This window comes from Halomonas sp. BMC6 (assembly GCF_964204995.1).
In the GTDB taxonomy this organism is placed as follows: domain Bacteria; phylum Pseudomonadota; class Gammaproteobacteria; order Pseudomonadales; family Halomonadaceae; genus Vreelandella.
The window spans coordinates 2,254,740-2,278,268 of sequence record NZ_CAXNSH010000001.1; the positions used below are offsets into that span (position 1 = coordinate 2,254,740).

Consider the following 23,529-nt stretch of genomic DNA (forward strand, 5'->3'; position numbering starts at 1 on the left):
CCCAAGCTGTCTGCTGGCATACCCTTTACGGCATGGCCCATAACGCTAACTAAATTAACGCCTAGCTTGATTTAAGTGTTTGTTGCAAAAGGTCTCGGTGATTTCCTTGCGTCTGCTGGGGTGGGCTCTAGACTGTCACGATAGCCGTATCACTCAAGGAGCAGGAATGGATAGGACATCCACCCCTGAGGCGTTGCCGACTGCAACGCTCAGGGAGACCATTGCCATTATCAGCCAAGTCATGGCCCCTAACGTGGCAAAAGGGGTCATTCGCCGCCGACCGAACGTCGTCGGGGTGGTGGAGCGCTTCGGGCTGGATGCCAAAGGCATTCGGCAGCTTCAAGCGCTCAGTAAAAAGTATGGCCGTGGCCCGCTCATGCTGAACGTGCCTACAAAGAGGATGGCGGTGGTCCTCGACCCTGCCGATGCCAACCATGTGTTGGCGCACACGCCGGAACCGTTCGCGACGAATGAAGCGCTTAAGCGCAGCGCGCTCGGTCATTTCGAGCCCAAGATGTCGCTCGTGTCCCACGGTGAAGTACGCCAAACGCGTCGCCACTTAAACGAGCGAGTGTTGCAGAGCGACTGCCCGCATCACCTGTTTGCCGATGCGTTCGCCCAGGTGGTCGAAGAGGAAGCCGAGGCGCTCGTGGCCCGCACCCAGACACGGTTCGATGAGCTGGATTGGCCGACCTTTCAACACGCTTGGGAGCGTATCGTGCGGCGTGTGGTGCTGGGCGATAGCGCACGGGATGACCAGACGGTCACCCGCGAATTAGTACGGCTGCGCAAGGCCGCCAACTGGGGTTTCATGCGCCCCAAGCGCAAGCGCTTGCAGCAGCGGTTCGAGCGACACTTGGCGTTTTACTACCAGCAGGCCGAGCCACATAGTCTGATGGCTATGCTCGCTCATCATACGAACCAAGAGGCGAATAGCGACTCGGCGCCGCTGCAGCAAGTGCCGCAATGGCTGTTTGCGTTTGATCCCGCCGGTATGGCGACGTTTCGAGCGCTGGCGCTCTTGTGCGCGCATCCTGAGTATGCGGCCAGCGCGCTCGACGAGGTAAATGATGCTTCGCCGCCTTCCATGGATCGGCTCAAGGCGAGCGTGCTAGAGGCGCTGCGGTTATGGCCCACCACGCCGCTGATTTTAAGGCAGACCACCCAGGCGACTCAGTGGAAGCAGGGAGAAATGCCGGCCAACACGTCGCTGTTGATTCACACGCCCTATTTTCATCGCGACGAGCGCTACCTGCACGCTGCCCATCGGTTCCTGCCAGAGATGTGGTTGCGCCCGGACGGTGCAGGGCGTTGGCCTTTGGTGCCGTTCAGCGCCGGGCCAGGGGTGTGCCCCGGCAGGCACATCGTGCTGCTCGTCACTAGCCGATTGCTCGCTGCGCTTCTTCGGCGTGCGCGCTGGGCGCTGCATCCCCCCGACAAGCTGTCCGGCGAAGCGCCGATGCCGGGGTTACTTAGCCCGTTCCATGTGCGCTTTCGGCTGGAGCGTCATTCCGTTGAAAGTGATGCCACGGCGTAAGAAGGAGACCACGCGATGCCACACGCTCAGCCTACGACCGGTTTACGTTTCGATGTGCTGGTGAATATTCTGCCGGCGGAGGCCGATATTCCGCCGCTGCGATGCTATACGGCACGAGATGGCGGTACGTTGAATTATCGGTACTATCCCGCCCGCCGCGCCTCTGTCAACGAGCAGGCCGCGCCGCCTTCATTGTTGGTGCTGCTACACGGCTCATCGGCCAGCAGCCACTATTTGGCTCCCATGGCAGAGTACCTAGCGACATCGGCTGGCTTCGATGTCCTTACCCCCGATTTACGCGGCCACGGGCCAAATCCTATGCGGCGGGGTGACGTAGATTACATCGGCCAGTTAGAGGACGACCTGGCCGATCTGATCGAGCACGCGAAGCATGAACACGCGCCCCATGAACGTGTGGTGATTGGCGGGCACTCTTCCGGCGGCGGGTTGGCGCTGCGCTTTGCGGCGGGCAAGCAGGCGGGCAACTTAGCGGGTGTGGTGCTGTTGGCGCCGTTTTTAGCTTACAACGCCGCCACGGTGCGTAAAAAAGCGGGGTGGGCCAAGCCGAACCTATGGCGCATCGTACCGCTGGCGCTGCTGAATCAGCTGCGCGTTACTCGCTTCAATCACTGGCCGGTGCTGCGGTTCAACCTGCCGCTGGCGTATCGCACTGGCTCTGAAACCCGCAGCTACACCTACCGCATGATGGAGAGCTTTGGGACGGCAGACTACAAAGCGGACCTTGCCAACATTCGCGCGCCCATTCTGGTGCTGGTGGGGGATAGAGACGAGGCGTTTTACGCCAAGCAGTTCGAGCCTACCATTCACCCTCATGCGTCTCAGTCAGAGTTTGCATTCATCGCTGGCGTGTCGCATCTGGATATCGTGGTGAGTACTACCGCTGCTCAGCGTATCGCCCTCTGGGCAGAGACCCACGGCCTATGACATGAGCTTTATACGACTTGCGAGGGGGCTTTCCTCAGTATTTAATGCCGTTGCCTTTCCTAGTTTTTTAACTGGGTTTTTAACTGAGCTTTCTAACTGAATTTCTACATCAGTTTTCCAACGCCATTAGTGCAAGCGAGTCACTCTATGCAACGCCATACCCATACGCAGGGCTGCCGCCATGTTTGAACGGCGCCCTCTCTTCCTGGCGGTAGGGATAGCGCTGGGCACTCTGACAATATCAGGATGTGGTTCCAGTGGCGGCGGCGGGAGAGATAGCAGCCAGGGCGTGCATACCCCTAGCGGCGCTTCCCCGGGTGTCGGGGCCAGCCAAACCCCCACACCGCTTGAGCCGGGTTTGGTGAGAGTGGCGGTGGCGGATAGCGCGTTCGATGTTGCCACTATCACCAATAGTGAGCGGGTGATTGACCGCTTGGACGTGTACACCGGCTCCGCCGACGTTAGTGGGGTGGATGAGTGGCACGGCAACGCCGTCACTTCTACCATCACGGGCGGCACATTGGGCAATGCTCGCCTGGATCTCTTGAAAATAGAAGATAGCCAGGGGGCGACGTTAAATAACGCTCTGGACTACGCCATTGGTGAAGCCGCTAACCGCGGGGCACGGGTTATCAACGCCAGTTTTTCCCGCCGTTTGGAAGCCAGCGACCCTCGGCTCACGTTCAATGGGGTGACCTCGGCGACGTCGTATCAGCGCGTAGTGGATGCCAACGGCGGCAAAGGCGCAATCTACGTGGTGAGTGCTGGCAATACGGGCAGCGCTATCGATACGCAAGGCAAGCCGATCTATGCCAGCCAGCCTGGGCTGTACGAAATGATGCTAATCGCCGTTGGCACGACGACCAATGGTGATATTCATCCATCGAGCAGCTATCCCGGTGACGATGCGCAGCTGCAGGCGCGCTCGATTGGCACCGACTTCGCGAACCGCGACGTGGGCGCACAGGGCACGTCGATTTCCGCCGCACGCATTTCAGAGTATGCCGCAGGCATTGTAGGGCAGTGGCCGCACCTCACGGCACAGCAGGCGAGCCAGCGGCTGTTAGATACGGCAAGCCAGGAGAGCGCTCTGTTCCAGCAAAGTAACTGCGGCGCGAGCGGCACGTTGAACTGTGGCGCGTTCTACTTGGGCCAAGGCACTGCCGATATTGACGCTGCTCTGGCCCCGGAAGGCGATCTGGTCGTTAGTCAAAGCCAGCGAGTGGACGACGGTGGCGCGCTGGCGGATGTCTCTTACCTGCAGCTTTCTGATGCCTATGGCGATGCGGTCGCAGCGTCCGGCGTGTTAGAGAACGTGGTGGCCTTTGACGCGCTGGGCCGAGATTACGCCATTGATTTAGGGCGCAATACGCAGCCCCGCACCGCGCGGGCCACGCAGCTTCGCGATCAGATGCAGCAGATGGCAAGCGCCTCCCCATTGTACGCCACTACTCAGACGGCGAATGAAGGCAACTATCGTTTCTCCACCAGCAGCACGGCCTACGGTGAGCTGCTGGCCAGCCGCTTTGACGGCACCTTTGGCAACGCCCAGCTCAGCGCCTTTCGTTTTTCGGGCGACCAGCCCAGCCCCATGGGCAGCTACGCCGAGCTAGGCGTGATGCCGATGATCTCGTTTCAAGCAGGGTCAGCGCTCACCCATGCCTTCGAGCGTGTTGATGGCGTAGAAACCCGCTATGCGCTGGGTGAACGACTCAGCATGACGGCCTCCCATTGGGCCGGTGATGTGGCTGACGATGCGGCCAGCGACTATCAAGCGCAGCGCTCAGACGTAGGTTTGGCATGGCAAATTGCTCCAGGGCTGAGTATCGATAGCTATGTCGGCCAGCTTACCGAGCAGCAGGGCCTATTGGGCGCTAACGGCAACGGCGCGCTAGGTTTGGGCGACGATAACCTGATGCGTTTTACGGGCGTTAGCTTGCAGGCCCAGATGGATGGCTTTCGCGGTTTTGCCGAATTTGAGCAGGGACAGGGCAGCGCGTCGGGCAGCGGCCTGCTGACCAGCGTGAACGGCATGCGCGCCCAGCAAATGGCCCTGGGGTTGCAGTGGCAAGGAGAAGGCGAGCGCGCCGAGCGCTGGGCGCTCACCCTGCGCCAGCCGCTGCGTATAGACAGCGCCACGGCGAGCTTCGATGTGCCCGTAGGGCGCCGCTTGGATGGCAGCGTGGTGCGTGAAACGCGCAGCGCGTCTCTAGAGCCGTCGGGTCGTCAGCTCGATATCGAACTGGGCTATGGGTTTGCGGCCAGTGAGCGTAGCCAGTGGCAGTTCAATCTGCTGCATACCCGAGAGCCGGGCCACGATGCTGACGCACCGAGCGACTCAGCGGCCATGGTGAACTACACCTACGCTTGGTAAGAGGCGTGCATGACCACACTAATGATTCAAGGCACCACCTCGGATGCGGGCAAAAGCACCATGGTGGCCGGGCTTTGCCGCGTTCTCAAGCGCCGGGGTATCTCGGTGGCCCCGTTTAAGCCGCAAAACATGGCGCTAAACAGCGCGGTGACCAGCGATGGCGGCGAGATTGGCCGCTCCACCGCGCTTCAGGCCCAGGCGGCGGGCGTTACTCCCCATAGCGATATGAACCCGGTACTGCTAAAGCCAGAAACCGACCGGGGTGCCCAGGTGATTCTGCGTGGCAAGGTGTACGGCCATATGGACGCGCTGGACTACCACGCCTTCAAACGCACCGCCCAAGAGAGCGTGATGGCAGCGTGGCAAGCGTTAGAGCAGCGCTATGATGTGATTATTGCCGAAGGCGCAGGCAGCCCGGCGGAAATCAACCTGCGCAAAGGGGATATTGCCAACATGGGCTTTGCCGAAGCCGCTGACTGTCCGGTACTGCTGGTGGGCGATATTGACCGCGGCGGCGTGTTTGCTCAATTGGTCGGGACGCTGGCGCTACTGAGTGACAGCGAACAGGCCCGCACCAAAGGCTTTATCATCAACCGTTTTCGGGGCGATATTGCGCTGCTAGAACCAGGGCTAGAGTGGTTGGAAGCTCGCACCCAAAAGCCGGTGCTGGGCACGCTGCCGTATCTTCAAGGTCTGCTGCTGGATGCCGAAGATAGCATCGGCACCGTGCAGGCGGAGAAAGAGAGCCAAACGCTCAAGGTCATCGTGCCCGCACTGCCGCGCATCAGTAACCACACCGATTTCGATCCGCTGCGCCTGCACCCGCAGGTATCGCTTAGTTTTATCGGCCAGCCCATTCCCCCTGCTGATGTGATCGTACTTCCCGGCAGTAAAAGCACCGCCAGCGACTTAGCCTGGTTAAAGCGCCAGGGCTGGGACGCGGCGATTACCCGTCACCTGCGCTACGGCGGCAAAGTGCTGGGCATTTGCGGCGGCTTTCAAATGTTGGGGGAGTGGGTGGATGACCCCGACGGGCTGGAAGGTGCCCCCGGAAAAATCGCCGGGTTGGGGCTATTACCGCTGACCACGCGCATGGTGCCCGGCAAGCAGCTGCGCAACGTGAGCGGCGTGTTGATGGGCGAAGAAGCAAAGGTAGAGGGATACGAGATCCACAACGGCGTTAGCGAAGGCCCAGCTCTGAGCAGGCCACTTTTCGATGTAGGCACCCACTTGGATGGGGCCATCAGCGAGGACGGCCAAGTGATGGGCACTTACCTACACGGCCTGTTTGATCATCCAGAAGCCTGCCAAGCGCTACTCACCAAGCTTGGCCTAGCCAAGGCAGGCAGCGTCGATTACAACGCCCACCGCGAACAAGCCTTGGAGCGCTTGGCCGATACGCTAGAAGCGCACCTGGATATTGACGCGATCCTGGCGCTCATTGCGTCTTCAAGCGCTGCTAAACAGCCTCTTTGCCCCAGTGCTCTAACAGAAGATCGATAAACAGCTGCGCCGTGCTGGATAAGCTGTGCGAGTTGCTGCGTACCAAGCCAATCGAGCGCTGAATGCGTGGCTCGGGTAAGTCGCGAGAGCAGAGCGTGTCGTGGTCCGGGCCGGGCATGGTCATGCGCGGCAAAATAGCCACGCCAAGGCCCGACTCCACCAGCCCCAACGAAGTCGAAAGGTGCTGCACCTCGTAAAAGCTGTTGAGGTGGATACCCTCTGCTGAAAGCGCGTTATCTAGCAGCGTGCGGTTGCCACTATCGCGGCTCACGGTGATGAGCCGCACATCCTCTAAATCGCTCCACTCGATCTGCTTTTTGCTGGCCAGCGGGTGGTCCGAGCGCAGTGCCAGGACAAACGGATCTCGCAGCAGCGGGGTAAAGCGCACCTCCGAGCTTTGCGCGCTGATCATGTTGATGCCGAAATCCGCCTCGCCATTAATGACTTTTTCCAGCCCCTCGTTAGCGCTGACATCCAAAATCCGGATGCGAATGCCCGGCCACGCCTCGCTAAACACGCGAATGACACTAGGCAAAAAGTAGAAGGCCGCCGTGGGCAGGCAGGCAATCGTCACCGTGCCTTTTTGGTGGGTGACGAGCTCGCGAATGCCTAAGATGGAGGACTCGTACTCCTCTAGCATGCGTCTGGCGCGGGGCAGAAAATCGGCCCCAATCGGCGTTAGCCGAGTACGCCGTGTGGTTCGCTCAAGTAGTTCAACTTCAAGGAGTTCTTCGAGTTTTTGGATACGCCGAGTGAGTGCTGGCTGCGACAAATGCAGGCGCTGGGCAGCCTCATGAAAGGTGCCCAATTCAGCGACCAAAATGAAGGCCTGGAGGTCAAGAAATTCGAGTCTATGCAGCATAGGATTGTTGCGCTAAAAAGTTGGATTCATAACCAAAACACATTAATGCACAAAACGGATTTATAGCAATCCATATTTGCATTTGAGACATTAAACATTGGCTGACATTCTCCGTTCATACAGTCATCGCGAACTATGGCGGAGCGATATGAACAGCATTCCTTGTGTCATTATGCGGGGCGGCACCTCTCGAGGCCCCTTTATTCGCATGAAAGACCTGCCCAGTGATCAGGCTCAGCAGGCTGATATTCTGCTTAGCCTGATGGGCTCCGGGCATGCGCTACAGATTGATGGTATTGGAGGGGGCGACCCGCTCACCAGCAAAGTGGCCATTGTGGAGCGCTCGTCACACCCGGATGCCGACGTTGACTACCTGTTTGCTCAGGTGGACGTAGTGAACAAGCGCGTCGACTTTAACCCGAACTGCGGCAACATGCTCTCTGCCGTTGGGCCCTACGCTATTGAAACAGGGTTGGTGGAACCGCAAGACGGTACGACCGTGGTGAAGGTGCATAACCTGAACACCCAGCGGCTGATTGAGTGCCATGTACCCACGCCAGGTAAGCAGGTGCAGTACGAAGGCAGCGTCACCATTAGCGGCGTTCCTGGCAGTGCGGCGGGCATCCAGCTTAGCTTTTTAGACATCATGGGCAGTAAAACGGGCCAGCTGTTACCCACGGGAAATGCCTGCGATGAGATCGAAGGTGTCGAAGTGAGCTGTATTGATGCCGCCACCCCGATTATGCTGCTGCGCGCGGAGTCGGTGGGGCTAACTGGCCATGAAGCGCCTGCGGAGTTGGATAATAACGCGGCCTTGTTAACCCGCTTAGAAACCCTGCGCCGTGAAGCAGGGCGGCGGATGGGAATGGGCGATGTGAGCCAGAGCGTGCTGCCCAAGGTGGTGCTGATTTCAGAGGCTGAAGCGGCATCTCACACGCTGAATGTGCGCTATTTTGTGCCCCATCGCTGCCATAAAGCGATTGCCGTGACAGGGGCGATGGCCGTGGCGGCGGCGACTAACTTGCCCGGCTCGGTAGCCAATCACATGGCCATAAGCACTCAGAAGCTTTCTGCCGGGCAGCTGTTATCACAGATTACATTAGAGCATCCTTCTGGTTCTATTGAGCTAACGGCGGAATATCGCCAGCAGAATGCTTTTGATCTAGCGCGCGTGTCGCTCATTCGAACGGCTCGCAAAATTATGAGCGGGCAAATTTTTTACGCGACCCCGCCAAAGGAAGTGGGGCATCACGCCATCGAAACCGTTGATTAAATAACGCTACCAAAATAACTAACCGACAATAATCAATAACAGGAGTATCGCCATGACCACCCTGAAGAACACTCCGTTTAAAACGTTCAAGAAAGCGCTACTGGTCGTTGCTTGTTCCACGCTAGGCGCTATCAGTGTGAATGCTCAAGCTGACGATGTGAACGTGCCTGACACCATTCGCTGGACCATTCCCTTTGGTGTAGGCGGAGGAACCGACGTATGGGCACGCTTCTTCACCACCTGGATGAGTGACCATATTGAAGGCAACCCGACGCTGGTCATCGATAACGTACCCGGCGGCGGCTCTATCAATGGCAGCAATTTGTTTGCTATGCGAGCGGACTCGGATGGCAGCCAGTGGATCGGCACCTCTGCCTCCACTCAATACCCTGCCATGCTGCAAGACCGCCGTGTGCGCTATAGCTACGATGATTGGACGCCGATTCTAGCCACGCCCACCGGCGGCGTGGTTTATGCCCAGCCTGGCCTAGGCGATAGCGCAGAGGAGGTGCTGAACGCAGTAACTAACCAGCGCGTTAAGTTTGCCGCGCAGAGCCATACCGGGCTAGAGCTACCAGTACTAATTGCGCTTGATTTGCTGGGGGCCGATGTGCAGGCCGTGTCGGGCATGCGTAGCCGTGGAGAAGGGCGGTTAGCCTTTGAGCGTGGCGAGGCTGATATCGACTTCCAAACCACTTCTGCCTATTTCAGCAGCGTAGAACCACTGGTTGAGAGCGGACGAGCGGTGCCGCTGTTTTCGCTAGGCGTGCTGAACGATAGCGGCGAGATCGTGCGTGATCCTGCTTTCCCAGACTTGCCGACCTTCAACGAAGTGTATGAAAACCTGCATGGTGAAGCACCCAGCGGCCCAGGTGCCGAGGCGTATCGTAAGTTCTTTGCCTCAGGGTTTACGCTGCAAAAATTGATCTTACTGCCAAACGATGCGCCAGAAGCGCTGATTCAGGAGTATCGCGACGCGGCGCGCCGTTTTGTGGATACGGAAGCGTTCAAAGAAGCCGCCATGGCCCAGCTTGGCCCCTACACGCCGGTGGTCGGTGAGGTCGTCGAGCAGCATCTGCAGGATGCCATGTCGCTGGATGATGCCACACGCCAGTGGCTGGTGGAGTGGCTGCTAGAGCAGCACGGCGCCCGTATTTAACACGCCAGTTAACACTAAAAAGGCACGGCTGAGGCAGTGCCTTTGGGCTCCCTTACATTAAACAACATAAGAGCCAAGACAATGACAGATGTCTTATTTTCCAGTTTGGGGCAGTTGTTTACTGTTCCCCATATGCTGTACATGGTGATTGGTGTCCTCATCGGTCTAATTGTGGGGATCATTCCTGGGCTTGGTGGCATTGCGGGTATGTCGCTGCTGTTGCCCTTTCTCTATGGCATGGAGCCGTCTGTGGCTCTGGGCATGCTCATGGGTCTAGTGGCGGTGATCCCCACGGGCGATACGTTTGCCTCGGTACTGCTTGGCATCCCGGGCTCTAGCGCTTCCCAGGCCACCGTTGTGGACGGCTTTGCGCTGGCGAAAAAAGGGCAGGCGGCACGAGCGCTGTCTAGCGCGTTTTTGTCGTCAATGATCGGTGGTCTTATCGGTGCGCTTGTGCTGACCGCCTTTATCCTGATTGCACGGCCGGTTGTACTCTCGTTCTCTTCCTCAGAGCTGTTTATGTTGACGCTTCTGGGGCTCTCCATGGTGGCGGTGCTGTCTGGTAAGGATGTTTTTAAAGGCATTGCTGCCTGCGGCGTTGGCTTACTGGTGGGTACCATTGGTATGGCACCCGCCACCGGGGAGTTCCGGCTGCCGTTTGAAATTGACTACCTCTACGATGGATTGCCGTTAGTGGTGGTGGGGTTAGGTATTTTTGCACTGCCTGAAATCATTGATTTATTAGTGAAACGCGGCGCGATTGCCGAGCAGCCCTGCCAATTGGGCAAAGGCTGGAAAGAGGGCGTTAAGGATGTGGCCAAGCGGCCTGGACTGGTAGCTCGCTGCGCGGGGATTGGCAGCTTGATGGGCACGGTTCCTGGCTTGGCGGGCTCCGTGGTGGATTGGCTCACCTACGGCCATGCGGTGCAGAGCGCTAAGGATAAATCACAATTCGGTAAAGGCGATATTCGCGGTGTGATTGCGCCGGAGTCGGCTAACAACGCCTGTGCCTGCGGCGCGATGGTGCCCACGCTACTGTTTGGTATTCCTGGGTCTGGTACAGCGGCAGTGTTTTTAGGTGGTTTACTACTGCTGGGCCTTCAGCCTGGGGTGAGTATGCTGGAGACGAACCTTGACCTGACGTACACCATTATTTGGTCGTTAGCCCTGGCGAATATCTTAGGCGCTGCGCTCTGTTTAGGTTTAGCGCGCCCGGTGGCTAGCTTAACGCGAGTGCCGTTCGTGATTTTAGCGCCGCTGATTACCATCTTGATTCTCTTTGCGGCCTACCAAGCAACGCGCTCGCTGGGGGATCTCTTTGCACTCGGTATCATTGGCGCGATTGGTGTGCTGTTCAAGCAGGCGAATTGGTCTCGTCCTGCCTTCTTGATTGGTTTTGTGCTCGCGCCCGGTGCCGAAGCGTACTTCTATCAAGCTGCCCAGTTTCAGGGGACTGAGGCCTTTATGCGGCCTGGCGTGCTGATCATTGGTGCTCTGATTGCGGCATCACTGCTACTCCCGCCTCTACGCAGCTACTTGAAAAAGCGCCGCCAAGCAAATGAACCCATGACCCATGAGCTTCAGGAGGAAGTGGCTCCGCTGGCACTGGGCGTGATCGATGTCGTGTTGCTGGTTAGCCTATTAGCAGTGGCGGGGTACACGTGGTGGGCCTTTGCGGATCTTTCCATGCTGGGTGGCATTATGCCTAGGCTGGCGATTGCCATTATTGTCGCGGCGTGCGTGATGGAAATTATCAGAACGGTCATCAAGCCGATGAAGTGGCAAACGCAGACATTGAGTCAGCAGTTGATTTGGGTCGCCGGTTTCTTCGCATTAATAGGCAGTGTGATGGTGCTGGGCTTCCTATTTGCCGCTGCGGTATTTTGCCTAGGGTTCTTACTGGTGGTGGCACGGATGAAACCAGTAGCTGCCGTGGGGCTGGCGGCGGGCGTCACGCTATTTCTGATGGGGATGGCCAACCTGCTAACGCTGACCTATCCGACAGGAATGTTGGCGGGGCTGTAAAACGGCGCGAGCTAAAGACGAACTCACAAAAAGCCACTTAAGTGGCTTTTTGTGTTCAAGTGATAGCAACAAAACAGGAAGCGTTATTGCTTGGCGCGCTGCGCCATCAGCGTGATCTCCACGGTACTGCCACCGCAAATGTGGGGTGATTCAGTACAAGTACGCGCTGGGTAGCGCCCTGGCTCAAAAAATTCGGCGTAGATGCTGTCTAGCGCATTGATCTGTTTTAGGTCAGTGAGGTGAACATCCACGCGAACCACGTCCGCCAGGCTGCCACCTTCTTGCTCTAGCATGCGCGCGAGTTCGCGCATCACGAGGCGGGTCTCCTCTTTAACATCGCCTCGCGCCGCTTCCCCGTTGGAAAGATCGGCCACCGTCAGGCCAGAAATGAACATATAGTGGTCGTCAACTACCATATGGCTACCCGGAAAGCTGGGTTTCGGCAGGGTAGGGTCGTTGATGAACTGTGTCATGTGCGCTCCTTGGCAATGAGACTCAAATAAAGCAGCCTTGAACGTTATGACTTGCGGCTTGCAGTGTCGTTCAATTTGCCTGAATGATCAAAAAATCAGTGGCTGACGCAAATACTCTGCCAAAAAATCGATGAGCAGCCGCACCCTGATAGGTGTGTACTGGCTATATGGATACACCGCATAAATATCGGCATTTGGTAAAGCGTAATCAGGCAATAAGCGAATCAACTTGCCGGTTTTGACATGTTTCACCACGTCCCACTCTGCACGTACCGTGACACCAAGGCCTTGTAGCGTCCAGTGTAAAACGGTTTCACCATCATTGGCGCTTAGCGAGCCAGCTACTTTAACGTGTTGATGCTCATTCTCTTTGATAAATGTCCAATTACCGTAGGTATCATCGTTTTGGCGCAGAAACAAACAGTTATGGTGAGATAGTTCACGAGGATGCGCGGGTGTTCCTGCTTTTTTTAAATAGCGTGGTGCTGCGCATAGCCAGCGTTGATGAGTCACTAGCTTGCGGGCATGTAGCGTGGAGTCAGGCAAGTTGCCAAAACGAATACACACATCAAACGAGCGCTCAATAAGATTGACTGGGTGATCGGTTAGGTAAAGTTGGCAGTCAATTTGAGGATATTCTCGGACAAACTGAGATATTGCGTCTGCTATATACTTTCGTCCAAAACCAAACGGAGCGTTAATCCGTATGGTCCCTTCTGCGCCAGTGCTCTGCTGGCGAATCGCACGCCGCATTGTGTCCATTTCGCGGCTAATTTTCTGTGCATATTCAAGATATAGCTGACCACTACTGGTGAGACTCATTGCTCTTGTGGAGCGAATAACTAGCTGACAACCCATGTTTTTTTCAATTTGAGCTAGTCGTTTACTAGCTGCCGCCGAAGAAATATCCAGCGCTTTCGCAGCGTTTGAAATACTGCCTTCAGCGCATAGCAAAATAAAAAAATCGAGTTCGGATACGCTACTCATTGTTAACTCTCAGGTTAAAACTAAATTAACTCTGAGTTTATTGCTGATGTCTGGTGATGTCACCTAGGATGCGTTCAGGTTCACACAATAAGCCCTTAACAAGTAGGAGCATCTCATGCGAACACATAACGTGGCAGTCATTCCTGGTGATGGTATTGGTACAGAAGTAATTGGCGCTGGCAAAAAAGTGCTTGAAGCGCTGGCGAAGAAGAGCGGTGATTTTACCTTTAATTTTGAGGAGTTTGATTGGAGCTCCCAGCGGTACCTGGATCAAGGCCAGTACATTCCTGAAGATGGCCTTGAAAAATTAGCGACGTTTGATGCCATTTATTTTGGCGCGGTAGGCAGCCAGCAAGTACCCGACCATATTTCACTTTGGGAACTGCGGTTAGCCATTTGTCAGGGGTTTGACCAATACGCCAATGTGCGTCCTGCTCGCGTTTTACCAGGCGTTAACAGCCGGTTGCAGCATGCCGATAAGATTGATTGGGTCATCATTCGTGAGAATAGCGAAGGGGAGTATTCAGGCAACGGTGGGCGCGTTCATCGTGGTTTACCGGACGAAGTAGCGACAGAAGTGTCGATTTTTTCTCGCAAAGGTATCGAGCGTATCCACCGCTTTGCCTTCGAGATGGCCCAAAGTCGGCCCCGTAAGCAGCTTACTCTGGTTACTAAATCCAATGCTCAACGCCACGGTATGGTGCTGTGGGATGAAATCTTTTTTGAAGTGGCCAAAGAGTATTCCGATGTTTCCATTGACCGTGAGTTGGTGGATGCGGTGACTACGCGCATGGTGTTGAAACCTGACACGCTTGACGTGGTGGTAGCGACTAATTTGCATGCCGATATTCTCTCCGATTTAGCCGCTGCGCTTTCAGGCAGCTTAGGGATTGCTCCTACGGCAAACCTCAATCCAGAACGTCAGTTCCCCTCGATGTTTGAGCCCATCCACGGCTCTGCCTTTGATATTGCGGGGCAGGGCATAGCTAACCCTGTAGGTTCTTTCTGGACCGCGGTCATGATGCTGGAGCATCTGGGCGAACAGTTAGCCGCTGAGCGTCTTATGGCAGCCATTGAGCGTCTAACGGCTTCAGGATTACAGACCAAGGATCTTGGAGGTACGGCTACTACCCGCGATGTCACTCTCGCTATTTGTTCTGATATTGAAAGCCAGGCGTAAGCAATCGTCATGAACATTTTGATAGCGCCAGATAGCTATAAAGGATCGCTTAGCGCGACTGAAGTTGCTGCAGCCATGGCGCGTGGTTTTAAGCGCGGCTGCCCCGATGCTCAGATTACTCAATGCCCGCTTGCTGATGGTGGAGAAGGAACATTGGATGTTCTGTTAGTCAGCGGTCATGCCACGCGGCAAACGCGTTCTGTCATTGACGCATATGGTCGTGAGCATCAGGCGGGGTGGGGGTGGGATGAGCAGAATGCGACGGCATTTATTGAGCTGGCGCAGGCAAGTGGGCTATGCGCTGATATGGCGAGCAGGCCAGGTGCTGTTGAGTGCGCGAGTACTTTTGGTATTGGGCAGCTTATTCGCGCAGCGCTGGATAAACAGGTACAGCATATTGTGCTGACGTTAGGAGGAAGCGCTACCAACGACGCCGGTGCAGGCATGTTAACGGCCCTAGGCGCACAGCTTCTGGATGCAGAGGGCCACTGCCTGCCTTTAGGAGCCGCCGCACTGGAAAGGGTTCAGCGCGTGGCGCTGGATGCGCTAGATCCTAGGCTTGCCAGCGTGTCATTTACTGCTGCGGTGGATGTTAGTAACCCTTTGCTCGGTCAAAACGGGGCCACCGCGATTTTTGGTCCACAAAAAGGAGTCGCAGCTGGCTCGGTAACAAGGTTGGATCGCGCATTAGCGAACTTTGCACGATGTCTTTGTCTGGCGCTGGATAAGCCATTGGTCGATTTTCCTGGTGCGGGCGCGGCCGGGGGAATGGGGTTTGCTGCCCAGGTTGCGTTGGGTGCCGAGCTAACGCCCGGTATCGAGCTTGTCATGAAGCACAGTCAATTTGCTCTCCTTTTAAACGAGTGCGACTGGGTGGTGACGGGAGAAGGTCGGCTAGATGGGCAAAGTCTTGCCGGGAAAACGCCTATTGGCGTCTCTAAAGCAGCGGCGGTACAAGGTGTTCCCGTCGTGGTGATTGCAGGCAGTTTAGGGAATGGTTGGCAGAACGCCTATCAAGCGGGTGTTACTGCTGCGTTTTCACTGGTAGACGGCCCTGTCTTACTTGCCGATGCCATCGCCCAGAGCGCCAAGCTGATTGAAGATCGCTGTGAATCGTTGGCGCGCTTAATGAAGGTGAATTACTTAAGCAACCTACCCAAGGAGGTGTTTTCTCACGCTAACTCATGATGGCTTGATTCTTATCTACTTAACGAACGCAGCATTCATAGCAACAGTGACAACAACAATATTGATGGAGTATTCCTATGCAAACGTTCACAACACTTTTAACAAGCGCGTTATTCACCGCCGTTGCGGGCAGCACCCTCGCCGATGATCGTAGCGACTGGCCGAACAGTCTAACGATTGGTACCGGTAGCCAAGGTGCGACCTATTATATCTATGGCTCGGGTTGGGGAAATATAGCCAGTGAAGCGACTGGCGCCAATTTCGGAGCAGAGGTCACCGGTGGGCCAGTCCAAAACGTCACACTAGTGCAAATGGGTGAGCACGAGTTCGGAATGGTGACCATGGGGCCTGCTTACCAAGCTTGGATAGGTGAAAGTGCCCTGGCTCCAGGTGTCGAGCATACTGACATTCGCGCAGTATTTCCGATGTACCAGACAGCCCTTCAGGTGATTGCTCTAGAAAGCTCCGGGATTGAGTCCATCGCTGATTTAGATGGCAAAACGGTGGGGATTGGCCCTGCTGGTGGAACCGGGGGTAATCCCCCCGAAAAACAGCGGTGATCGAAAGTAGAATTTTCCGTAAGCTACACGCAGGGAGATTCTGCATGAAGAAGTCACGTTTTTCCGACAGCCAGATTCTGTCGATCCTGAAGCAAGCCGAGAACGGCGCCCCGGTTCCGGAGCTGTGCCGTGAGCACGGCATGAGCAGCGCCAGCTTTTACAAATGGCGCGCGAAGTTCGGCGGAATGGACGCATCGATGATGGCCCGTTTGAAAGAGCTGGAGGATGAAAACCGCCGGCTCAAGAAGATGTATGCCGAAGAACGGCTGAAGGCTGACATCCTCAAGGAAGCCATCGAAAAAAAGTGGTGAAGCCGTCTCGTCGCCGTGAGATGGCGCAGAAGGCCGTCACTGAGAAGCGTGTCAGCATTCGCCTGGCGTGTTGGATGTTCAGCATCAGCGAGACCTGCTATCGCTACCAGGCCAAGCTCAGCAGCGAGAATGCCGAGATTGCCGACTGGCTGATTCGATTGACCCATAATCAGCGGAACTGGGGCTTTGGTCTGTGTTTCCTGCATTTGCGCAATGTGAAAGGCTTTGCCTGGAATCACAAGCGGGTGTACCGGATTTACCGGGAGCTGGAACTGAATCTGCGCATCAAGCCCAAGAAGCGCCTGGTTCGTGAAAAGCCGGAGCCTTTGGCTGTGCCGGACACGATCAACGACAGCTGGTCGATGGACTTCATGCACGACCAGCTCAACGACGGACGCAGTTACCGGCTGCTGAATGTGATCGATGACTTTAACCGCGAAGGCCTTGGCATTGAAGTGGACTTCTCGCTTCCGGCAGAGCGTGTTATCCGATCACTGGAGCAGATCATCGAATGGCGGGGCAAGCCTCGTTCTATTCGCTGTGACAACGGCCCAGAGTACATCAGTGGCAAGCTGGCGACCTGGGCGGAGAACCAAGGCATTGCTTTGGCGTTTATCCAGCCCGGCAAACCCCAGCAAAATGCCTATATCGAACGCTACAACCGAACGGTGCGTTACGATTGGCTGGCACAATATCTATTCGACAGCACCGAAGAAGTCCAGGATTATGCCACTCGTTGGCTCTGGCACTACAATCACGAACGACCCAATATGGGACTCGGAGGGATTACCCCTCAACAGAAGTTGGCTATGATGGCCTGAGGTCTACTTTTGAACCCCGCTAAAAATGGGGGGATTACCCGGGGATCTGTACTATCCCCAGCTGTTCGAGGCCCTAGGTTTGGACGTCGAGACACGTAATGCTGGAGCAGCCGATCAGGCGGGGCAGGTACAGGATGGATTGCTAGATGCGTTTGCCTTTGCTTCTGGCATGCCGGTGTCTGCATTTAGTCAGTTAGAAGCCCAGGCTGATGTCAATATTTTCTCGTTTTCTCCCGATGAAATCACAGTGTTCGCAGATCAGTTCCCAGAGTTATCAGCTTCTGTGATACCTGCCTCTGTGTATAGCAGCTTGGGAGAGGATACCTCCGCGGTGTCGTTATGGAACGTTGCTATTACGCATAAAGACATGCCTGAATCGTTGGTATACGAAGTGACAAAGGCGGTTATGGAAAATAACGACCGGATGATGCAGGTACATGGCGCTGCTATTGAAACACTACCTGAGAACGCTAAGCACAACGCTTTCATTCCCTGGCATCCGGGAGCTGTCCGCTGGTTTGAAGAGAATGGTGTAGAGATTGACGACGATTTGAAAGGTTAATCATCTCGGCATAGTGCGTGCGGTTTAAACCCGCACGCCTTCATCCCAGGCTTGCTAGACCTTGAAGGTAGGACAGCATGAGTAACGATATTCTAGAAGCGCAGCCCATCATCCGTACCGATAGTGTGTCGGATGTGCCCGTTGCCCATAACGAAAGACTGCTGTCCGGGATGACTGGCAGCGTTATTTTCCTTGCGTGTGTTTTATTCACCTCAATGCACTTATATGCCTTGAATGTATCGCCCATCGAGACGTGGACATTTCGGATCCTTCACGTTGCTGGTGGGTTAGTAGTGGGGTTTGCTTTAACCGCCGCTGCGACGCTTGAACGAGAGACCCAAGCTCACCAACGTTCAGCCCTTGAGTGGTTAGCGTTAGTCTCTAGTGGTATGACTCTGGGTTACGCAGTGCTGTGTATGATTTATGCTTGGTGGCTTCGAGACATACAAGGAACAGCATTAGTCGCAGGCCCCTTGCAACACTTAAGCATGGCTTTAGCATTAGCGACAGCAATCGCACTTCTCAGCAGTTGGGTGTGGCGTAGTAACGATAACCGCATCCATTGGGCGGACTGGATGCTAATGGTGGCTTCCATTTTGGTCGCAGCATACTTGATTTTCGTCATTAACCGCTGGCGTATGGTGGCCGGAATGCCCCTAGTTGGCCAAACGGAACTGTTGGTATCCGTTGTGGGTGTTGCGTTGATTATGGAGTTAACGCGTCGTGTAGCGGGGCTAGCATTGATTGTCATCACCGGGGTGTTTTTGGTGTATGCGTTTGCGGGACCGTTACTGCCTGGCATTCTTGAGCATCAGGGCTATGGCGCACCGCGCTTCTTTTCCTATCTCTATACCGACAATGGGATTCTTGGCCCGACAACGGCGGTGTCGTCGACGTATATCATTCTATTCATTACCTTTGCTGCGTTTTTACAAGCGTCCAAGGTGGGTGACTACTTTGTCAATTTTGCCTTTGCTGCAGCGGGGCGCTCCCGTGGTGGGCCTGCCAAAGTAGCCGTCTTTGCATCTGGTTTAATGGGGATGATCAACGGAACGTCTGCGGGCAACGTGGTAGCCACTGGTTCGCTGACTATTCCGCTCATGAAGCGTGTGGGGTATCACCCGCGCAGCGCAGGGGGGATTGAGGCGGCCGCGTCTACGGGCGGACAAATCGTACCGCCCATTATGGGCGCTGGTGCCTTTATTATGGCTGAAATTACCGGTATTCCTTATACCGATATCGCCATTGCCGCTTTAATCCCTGCCGGGCTCTATTTTCTATCTATTTATTTGATGGTGGATCTGGAGGCCCGTCGAGATGGCATGCAGGGCTTGGCAAAAGACCAGCTGCCTGTTTTTAAAGATATGGTGAAGCAGGTCTACCTATTTTTACCCATCATCATTCTGGTTGGCACGCTATTTATGGGCTACTCCGTCATTCGTGCGGGCACGCTGGCCATGATCAGTGCAGCGGTGGTTTCCTGGTTCACTCCTCACTGGATGGGACCTAAAGCCTTGCTTAATGCGCTTTCCTTGGGTGCCCGTATGGCGGTTCCATTGATTGCCGTATGTGCCTGTGCGGGCATTATTGTAGGGGTTATCTCATTAACGGGCGTTGGCGCGCGGTTTGCTTCAATGCTGCTAGGCATTGCTGATGCTAGCCATTTTCTAGCGCTCTTTTTCGCTATGTGTATTTCCATTTTGCTGGGAATGGGCATGCCTACGACAGCCGCCTATGCCGTCGCTGCTTCCGTGGTAGCACCCGGATTGCAGCAAATTGGTATTCCACCGCTGGTGGCCCATTTCTTTGTTTTTTATTATGCCGTGCTCTCTGCGATTACCCCGCCAGTGGCCTTGGCAGGCTATGCAGCCTCTGCCATTGCCAATACGGATCCTCTTAAAACGGCCATGACATCGTTTAAGTTCGGGCTATCTGCGTTCATTGTTCCATTTATGTTCTTCTACAGCCCTGCGCTGTTGATGGATGGTCACTGGTGGGAAATCCTCCGGGTAGTGATCACAGCGAGCATTGGGATTTACCTGCTGGCGGCGGCGGTACAAGGCTACTTTATGAGTGGACGCGCGAATGTTTTGCAGCGCCTGATTCTTCTATTAGCAGCGCTGGCGATGATCGCCGGTGGCTGGATGACGGATTTATTGGGTATTGGGTTAGGAAGTATCGTACTGACAACGCAGCTTGTCGCCTCTCGTTCAATGGCAAAATCTCCCAGTTAAACTGGTGTCATCACGCGCTTTGCTCTACGCTGGCGGGCTTTTATAGCTCGCCAGCGCTTGTTGTCAGGTAGGGAAGTGGCGGGGTGAACGAACGCAACGAGAGAGCGTTATGAAGGTAGTCCATGTAAGTCAGAGTGAGCCGCGTGATGCGTGTTTGGCCAAGCTATGTGCTGAGGTGTATGGCCAGCAGGCAGGCCTAACGCCGCTGGTGGTGTTTACCGGTACTAAAAATGTGCTGTTTGCCCAAGAAGGCGCACGCCTTTTGGCGGGCGTAGACGGTGCGGGCAAGCCGCTGGCGCTCGCCCTGCTGGTGCTTGATGAAGCGGGCCAGGGCATGACCGTGACCCATGCCTGTGAGTTTGCAGAGGGCGCTAAAGCGCGTTTACTCAGTGAGCTAAGCCTCAAAGCACCGCTGCGCATTGATGTTCAGAATGAAAAAGAGAAAACGTTCTATCAGCAGTGCGGCTTTAAACGCTGGTTCGCAGCGGATAATGGCCAGCATATTGGGCTGTCGGCGCGCCATCCTGCCAAAAGCCTTGAGGCGCTATCGCCCACGTTAGCACTGGATGAAGCGCTGATTTTGCGTCGTTTTAAACACGATGCGGCTGCGTTTGCTCAGGCTAAAGAGGCATTTTTAACCGGGATCAATAACGTGCCTGCGACGCTTTAAGGCAACGCGACGTTCCATTTTTTGCAACCAACTTCCATGCTGTTGTCATGATCCGGTGAGCGGTGCTGGGTAAAATAGTGCCATCGTTCAACGTTGGTTAAGAGGAACAGTAGATGGCGCTAACAGTGATGGACAGCTCTATGCGTTATGGATTGGTGAGTCGGTCATTGCATTGGGGAATGGCGCTGCTGTTTGTGTGGCAATTTTGTAGCGCAGCCGCCAGAGTGTTTTTAGAAGATACGGCGATTGAAGGCTTTCTTTGGGGTACCCATAGCCAAGTGGGCGTTGTGCTAATGGCACTCGTTGTGATTCGCGCTGTTTGGGCGCTGATAAATGCGTCACGGCGTCCGCCAGCGGTGAGCGTGATGGCGAAGCTTGGCCACTTAGCGCTGTACGGGTTGATGATTGCCGTGCCTGCGATTGCACTGATTCGCCAGTATGGCTCGGGCCGCTCGCTGGATGTATTGGGCATTCATCTGATGTCGGGCGGTGGCGAGCGCATCGAGTGGATGACTAACTTGGGCGGCTTGTTACATGGCGAGCTGGGTTGGGCGCTGTTAGCACTGGTAGTAGGCCATATCGCGATGGCGGTATTGCACCGCAGGCTGACTAACCACAGCATTATGACGCGCATGGCATAGCCATTTGGGCGTTGCAACATGCGCAACGGCGCACCCACTGGGTGCGCCGTTTTGTTGCTGTTGTTGCTACTGTTGCTGTCTAGGCCAACGCTACTTCGCCAATTCGCGCATAGCGGTTTCCAGCCCTTCCAGCGTCATCGGGTACATACGGTCATCGATGAGTTCACGGATGAGCGTGGTTGAGTAAGTATATTCCCATGCCCTGGGAGGCATCGGGTTTAGCCAAGCCAAACGGGGGAATTTGTCGGCCAAGCGTTTGAGCCACACGCCGCCGGCTTCGTCGTTAAAGTGCTCGACGCTGCCGCCGCGGTGCGTGACCTCGTAAGGGGACATGGCGGCGTCACCTACAATTACCACCTGGTAATCGGCGCCGTAGGTGTGCAGCACATCCATGGTGGGAATGCGTTCGTTGCCACGGCGTTGGTTGTTTTTCCACACGCCTTCATACAGGCAGTTATGAAAGTAGAAATGCTCTAGGTGCTTAAACTCAGAGCGGGCCGCCGAGAATAGCTCTTCACAGACGCGAATGTGGTCATCCATCGAACCACCTACGTCCAGAAACAGCAGCACCTTCACCGCGTTGTGGCGCTCTGGGCGCATCTGCACGTTGAGTAGCCCGGCATCCTTGGCGGTTTCACGGATGGTGCTATCCACGTCGAACTCTTCTAACGCCCCTTGGCGGGCGAATTTGCGCAGTCGCCGCAGGGCCATTTTGATATTGCGGGTGCCCAGCTCCAGCGAGTCATCGTAATCCCGAAAGCGCCGCTCGTCCCACACCTTGGTAGCGCGGCGGTGGCGTGAGCCATCCTGCCCGATGCGAATGCCTTCTGGGTTGTAGCCGTAAGCCCCAAACGGACTGGTGCCGCCGGTACCAATCCACTTATTGCCGCCCGCGTGGCGCTCTTTCTGCTCCTCCAGGCGTTTCTTAAAGGTCTCGATGAGTTCCTCTAAGCCACCTAGAGACTCAATCTTGGCCTTCTCTTCGTCGGTGAGCTGTTTTTCGAACTCGCGGCGCAGCCACTCATCGGGAATCAGCGCTTCGATGGCGGCATCCATGTCCTCAAGGCCCTTAAACCAAGCGGCAAAGGCGCGATCGAAGCGGTCAAAGTGGCGCTCATCTTTGACCATCACCGTACGCGCCACCTGATAAAACGCCTCTATATCGGCAAACACCACGCCCCGCTCGACCACGGCATGAAGATCTAGCAGCTCCCGCAGTGAAACAGGTACGCCCGCGCGCTTGAGGGTTCCAAATAAGCCGATAAACATGGCTTAGCGCCCGCTGTTCTTCTGGCGACGCATCATAAAGGCCAGGCGTTCAAGCAGGTGGGTATCCTGCTCGTTTTTGACCAGCGCACCGGCCATGGGCGGCAGCGCTTTGGCGGGGTCGCGATGGTAGAGCGCTTCTTGCGCCAGCTCATCGGCCATCAGCAGCTTAAGCCAGTCGACCAGCTCTGAGGTAGAGGGCTTTTTCTTCAGCCCTGGAGCGCTGCGCAGGTCGAAGAAAACCTCCAATGCTTCGCGGACCAGTTTTGGGGCAATGTTCGGGAAGTGAACAGCCACAATCGCCTGCATGGTTTCACGGTCGGGGAATTCGATGTAGTGGAAAAAGCAGCGGCGCAGAAAGGCATCCGGCAGCTCTTTTTCGTTGTTGGAGGTGATGACGATGATGGGGCGCTTCTCGGCGCGGATGGTTTCACCGGTTTCGTAGACGTGAAACTCCATACGGTCCAGCTCTTGGAGCAGGTCGTTGGGGAATTCGATATCCGCCTTGTCGATTTCATCGATCAGCAGTACCACTCGTTCATCGGCGGTAAAGGCTTCCCACAGTTTGCCGGGCTTGATGTAGTTAGCGACGTTTTCAACACCTTCTACGCCCAATTGGGAGTCCCGCAGGCGGCTCACCGCATCGTACTCATACAGCCCTTGAGCGGCTTTAGTGCTGGATTTAATGTGCCAAGTGATCAGCTTGGTGCCGAGGGATTCTGCCAGCTCTTCCGCCAGTAGCGTCTTGCCGGTGCCTGGCTCGCCTTTGATCAGCAGCGGGCGCTCAAGCACCACGGCAGCATTCACCGCCTGTTTAAGCGCATTGGTTGCGATATACGAAGAAGTGGAATCAAACGCCATAGTGGGCCTCGGCTTGTTGAAAGCGTGGTGAATATCGGATTCAAACAAGTGTACGTGAGGCAAGGTGCCCAGGCCAAGCAGGCCTGGGCAGATGCGT

Annotated in this window: 20 protein-coding genes; 15 read left to right on the forward strand and 5 right to left on the reverse strand. The window is 55.7% G+C overall.

Translation table 11 applies throughout. The features are described 5' to 3' along the window. Positions 1-166: 166 nt before the first annotated feature. The 4 genes from AB6K10_RS10860 to AB6K10_RS10875 all read left to right on the forward strand — a co-directional run bounded on the left by AB6K10_RS10860 (position 167) and on the right by AB6K10_RS10875 (position 6,359). The gene (locus AB6K10_RS10860) at positions 167-1,537 is read left to right on the forward strand and encodes a cytochrome P450 (protein ID WP_339118701.1); all 1,371 of its coding nucleotides are present in this window, start codon (positions 167-169) and stop codon (positions 1,535-1,537) included. Between the two features lie 15 nt (positions 1,538-1,552). Next, positions 1,553-2,482 (forward strand): alpha/beta fold hydrolase, encoded by a 930-nt coding sequence (locus tag AB6K10_RS10865; protein ID WP_339118702.1) that lies wholly within the window; start codon positions 1,553-1,555, stop codon positions 2,480-2,482. Positions 2,483-2,663: 181 nt separating this feature from the next. After that, positions 2,664-4,856 carry a S8 family serine peptidase gene (locus AB6K10_RS10870; RefSeq protein ID WP_339118703.1) on the forward strand — a complete coding sequence of 731 codons (2,193 nt, stop codon included), beginning with the start codon at positions 2,664-2,666 and terminating at the stop codon, positions 4,854-4,856. 9 nt (positions 4,857-4,865) lie between these two features. Continuing rightward, entirely contained in the window at positions 4,866-6,359 is a 1,494-nt protein-coding gene (locus AB6K10_RS10875) for a cobyric acid synthase (protein WP_339118704.1), read from the forward strand. On the opposite strand, the gene AB6K10_RS10880 is transcribed toward AB6K10_RS10875, so the two are convergent. Then, positions 6,316-7,221 (reverse strand): LysR family transcriptional regulator, encoded by a 906-nt coding sequence (locus tag AB6K10_RS10880; protein ID WP_188640235.1) that lies wholly within the window; start codon positions 7,219-7,221, stop codon positions 6,316-6,318. The genes AB6K10_RS10875 and AB6K10_RS10880 overlap by 44 nt on opposite strands. Before the next feature lie 148 nt (positions 7,222-7,369). Here AB6K10_RS10880 and AB6K10_RS10885 point away from each other — a divergent pair, with 148 nt between their 5' ends. The 3 genes from AB6K10_RS10885 (at position 7,370) to AB6K10_RS10895 (ending at position 11,678) form a co-directional block, all read left to right on the forward strand. After that, a complete protein-coding gene (locus AB6K10_RS10885; RefSeq protein ID WP_339118705.1) occupies positions 7,370-8,494 on the forward strand; it encodes a 4-oxalomesaconate tautomerase in 1,125 nt (374 codons plus the stop codon). Positions 8,495-8,546: 52 nt separating this feature from the next. After that, positions 8,547-9,653, forward strand: a complete 1,107-nt coding sequence (locus tag AB6K10_RS10890) for a tricarboxylate transporter (RefSeq protein ID WP_339118706.1) — start codon at positions 8,547-8,549, stop codon at positions 9,651-9,653. 81 nt (positions 9,654-9,734) lie between these two features. Further along, entirely contained in the window at positions 9,735-11,678 is a 1,944-nt protein-coding gene (locus tag AB6K10_RS10895) for a tripartite tricarboxylate transporter permease (RefSeq protein WP_339118707.1), read from the forward strand. Positions 11,679-11,761: 83 nt separating this feature from the next. Here AB6K10_RS10895 and AB6K10_RS10900 read toward each other — a convergent pair whose 3' ends face one another. Continuing rightward, positions 11,762-12,151, reverse strand: a complete 390-nt coding sequence (locus AB6K10_RS10900; RefSeq protein ID WP_339118708.1) for a RidA family protein — start codon at positions 12,149-12,151, stop codon at positions 11,762-11,764. A gap of 87 nt (positions 12,152-12,238) precedes the next feature. Continuing rightward, positions 12,239-13,138 carry a LysR substrate-binding domain-containing protein gene (locus AB6K10_RS10905; RefSeq protein WP_339118709.1) on the reverse strand — a complete coding sequence of 300 codons (900 nt, stop codon included), beginning with the start codon at positions 13,136-13,138 and terminating at the stop codon, positions 12,239-12,241. A 115-nt stretch (positions 13,139-13,253) separates the two neighbouring features. Between AB6K10_RS10905 and AB6K10_RS10910 the strand changes: the two genes are divergently transcribed. The 8 genes from AB6K10_RS10910 to AB6K10_RS10945 all read left to right on the forward strand — a co-directional run bounded on the left by AB6K10_RS10910 (position 13,254) and on the right by AB6K10_RS10945 (position 21,305). After that, positions 13,254-14,318 (forward strand): tartrate dehydrogenase, encoded by a 1,065-nt coding sequence (locus AB6K10_RS10910; RefSeq protein ID WP_339118710.1) that lies wholly within the window; start codon positions 13,254-13,256, stop codon positions 14,316-14,318. A 9-nt stretch (positions 14,319-14,327) separates the two neighbouring features. Continuing rightward, on the forward strand, positions 14,328-15,506 hold the full coding sequence (locus AB6K10_RS10915) for a glycerate kinase (protein WP_339118711.1): 1,179 nt from the start codon (positions 14,328-14,330) through the stop codon (positions 15,504-15,506). 77 nt (positions 15,507-15,583) lie between these two features. Beyond that, positions 15,584-16,066, forward strand: coding sequence for a TAXI family TRAP transporter solute-binding subunit (locus AB6K10_RS10920; protein WP_339118712.1), 483 nt, complete (start codon positions 15,584-15,586; stop codon positions 16,064-16,066). Between the two features lie 44 nt (positions 16,067-16,110). Beyond that, a protein-coding gene (locus tag AB6K10_RS10925; RefSeq protein ID WP_305948193.1) for an IS3 family transposase occupies positions 16,111-17,198 on the forward strand; the annotation gives its coding sequence in 2 pieces (ribosomal slippage) (positions 16,111-16,363 and positions 16,363-17,198; 1,089 coding nt in all). 25 nt (positions 17,199-17,223) lie between these two features. After that, complete coding sequence (locus AB6K10_RS10930) at positions 17,224-17,760, forward strand: TAXI family TRAP transporter solute-binding subunit (RefSeq protein ID WP_339118713.1); 537 nt, start codon at positions 17,224-17,226, stop codon at positions 17,758-17,760. Positions 17,761-17,837: 77 nt separating this feature from the next. Then, positions 17,838-19,994: a TRAP transporter permease gene (locus AB6K10_RS10935; protein ID WP_339118714.1), complete on the forward strand. Its 2,157-nt coding sequence runs from the start codon at positions 17,838-17,840 to the stop codon at positions 19,992-19,994. A 109-nt stretch (positions 19,995-20,103) separates the two neighbouring features. Continuing rightward, complete coding sequence (locus AB6K10_RS10940; protein ID WP_339118715.1) at positions 20,104-20,664, forward strand: hypothetical protein; 561 nt, start codon at positions 20,104-20,106, stop codon at positions 20,662-20,664. Between the two features lie 113 nt (positions 20,665-20,777). Continuing rightward, positions 20,778-21,305, forward strand: a complete 528-nt coding sequence (locus tag AB6K10_RS10945; RefSeq protein WP_339118716.1) for a cytochrome b — start codon at positions 20,778-20,780, stop codon at positions 21,303-21,305. A gap of 90 nt (positions 21,306-21,395) precedes the next feature. Here AB6K10_RS10945 and AB6K10_RS10950 read toward each other — a convergent pair whose 3' ends face one another. Together AB6K10_RS10950 and AB6K10_RS10955 are read right to left on the reverse strand one after the other, a co-directional pair. Then, positions 21,396-22,574, reverse strand: a complete 1,179-nt coding sequence (locus tag AB6K10_RS10950; RefSeq protein ID WP_339118717.1) for a VWA domain-containing protein — start codon at positions 22,572-22,574, stop codon at positions 21,396-21,398. 3 nt (positions 22,575-22,577) lie between these two features. Next, positions 22,578-23,432: a MoxR family ATPase gene (locus tag AB6K10_RS10955; RefSeq protein ID WP_339118718.1), complete on the reverse strand. Its 855-nt coding sequence runs from the start codon at positions 23,430-23,432 to the stop codon at positions 22,578-22,580. Positions 23,433-23,529 lie beyond the last annotated feature (97 nt).

Bases quoted from the DNA above. Each gene is read 5' to 3' on its own strand.
- AB6K10_RS10860 (WP_339118701.1), top strand. From the start codon at position 167: ATGGATAGGACATCCACCCCTGAGGCGTTGCCGACTGCAACGCTCAGG.
- AB6K10_RS10865 (WP_339118702.1), top strand. From the start codon at position 1,553: ATGCCACACGCTCAGCCTACGACCGGTTTACGTTTCGATGTGCTGGTG.
- AB6K10_RS10870 (WP_339118703.1), top strand. From the start codon at position 2,664: ATGTTTGAACGGCGCCCTCTCTTCCTGGCGGTAGGGATAGCGCTGGGC.
- AB6K10_RS10875 (WP_339118704.1), top strand. From the start codon at position 4,866: ATGACCACACTAATGATTCAAGGCACCACCTCGGATGCGGGCAAAAGC.
- AB6K10_RS10880 (WP_188640235.1), bottom strand. From the start codon at position 7,221: ATGCTGCATAGACTCGAATTTCTTGACCTCCAGGCCTTCATTTTGGTC.
- AB6K10_RS10885 (WP_339118705.1), top strand. From the start codon at position 7,370: ATGAACAGCATTCCTTGTGTCATTATGCGGGGCGGCACCTCTCGAGGC.
- AB6K10_RS10890 (WP_339118706.1), top strand. From the start codon at position 8,547: ATGACCACCCTGAAGAACACTCCGTTTAAAACGTTCAAGAAAGCGCTA.
- AB6K10_RS10895 (WP_339118707.1), top strand. From the start codon at position 9,735: ATGACAGATGTCTTATTTTCCAGTTTGGGGCAGTTGTTTACTGTTCCC.
- AB6K10_RS10900 (WP_339118708.1), bottom strand. From the start codon at position 12,151: ATGACACAGTTCATCAACGACCCTACCCTGCCGAAACCCAGCTTTCCG.
- AB6K10_RS10905 (WP_339118709.1), bottom strand. From the start codon at position 13,138: ATGAGTAGCGTATCCGAACTCGATTTTTTTATTTTGCTATGCGCTGAA.
- AB6K10_RS10910 (WP_339118710.1), top strand. From the start codon at position 13,254: ATGCGAACACATAACGTGGCAGTCATTCCTGGTGATGGTATTGGTACA.
- AB6K10_RS10915 (WP_339118711.1), top strand. From the start codon at position 14,328: ATGAACATTTTGATAGCGCCAGATAGCTATAAAGGATCGCTTAGCGCG.
- AB6K10_RS10920 (WP_339118712.1), top strand. From the start codon at position 15,584: ATGCAAACGTTCACAACACTTTTAACAAGCGCGTTATTCACCGCCGTT.
- AB6K10_RS10930 (WP_339118713.1), top strand. From the start codon at position 17,224: ATGGGGGGATTACCCGGGGATCTGTACTATCCCCAGCTGTTCGAGGCC.
- AB6K10_RS10935 (WP_339118714.1), top strand. From the start codon at position 17,838: ATGAGTAACGATATTCTAGAAGCGCAGCCCATCATCCGTACCGATAGT.
- AB6K10_RS10940 (WP_339118715.1), top strand. From the start codon at position 20,104: ATGAAGGTAGTCCATGTAAGTCAGAGTGAGCCGCGTGATGCGTGTTTG.
- AB6K10_RS10945 (WP_339118716.1), top strand. From the start codon at position 20,778: ATGGCGCTAACAGTGATGGACAGCTCTATGCGTTATGGATTGGTGAGT.
- AB6K10_RS10950 (WP_339118717.1), bottom strand. From the start codon at position 22,574: ATGTTTATCGGCTTATTTGGAACCCTCAAGCGCGCGGGCGTACCTGTT.
- AB6K10_RS10955 (WP_339118718.1), bottom strand. From the start codon at position 23,432: ATGGCGTTTGATTCCACTTCTTCGTATATCGCAACCAATGCGCTTAAA.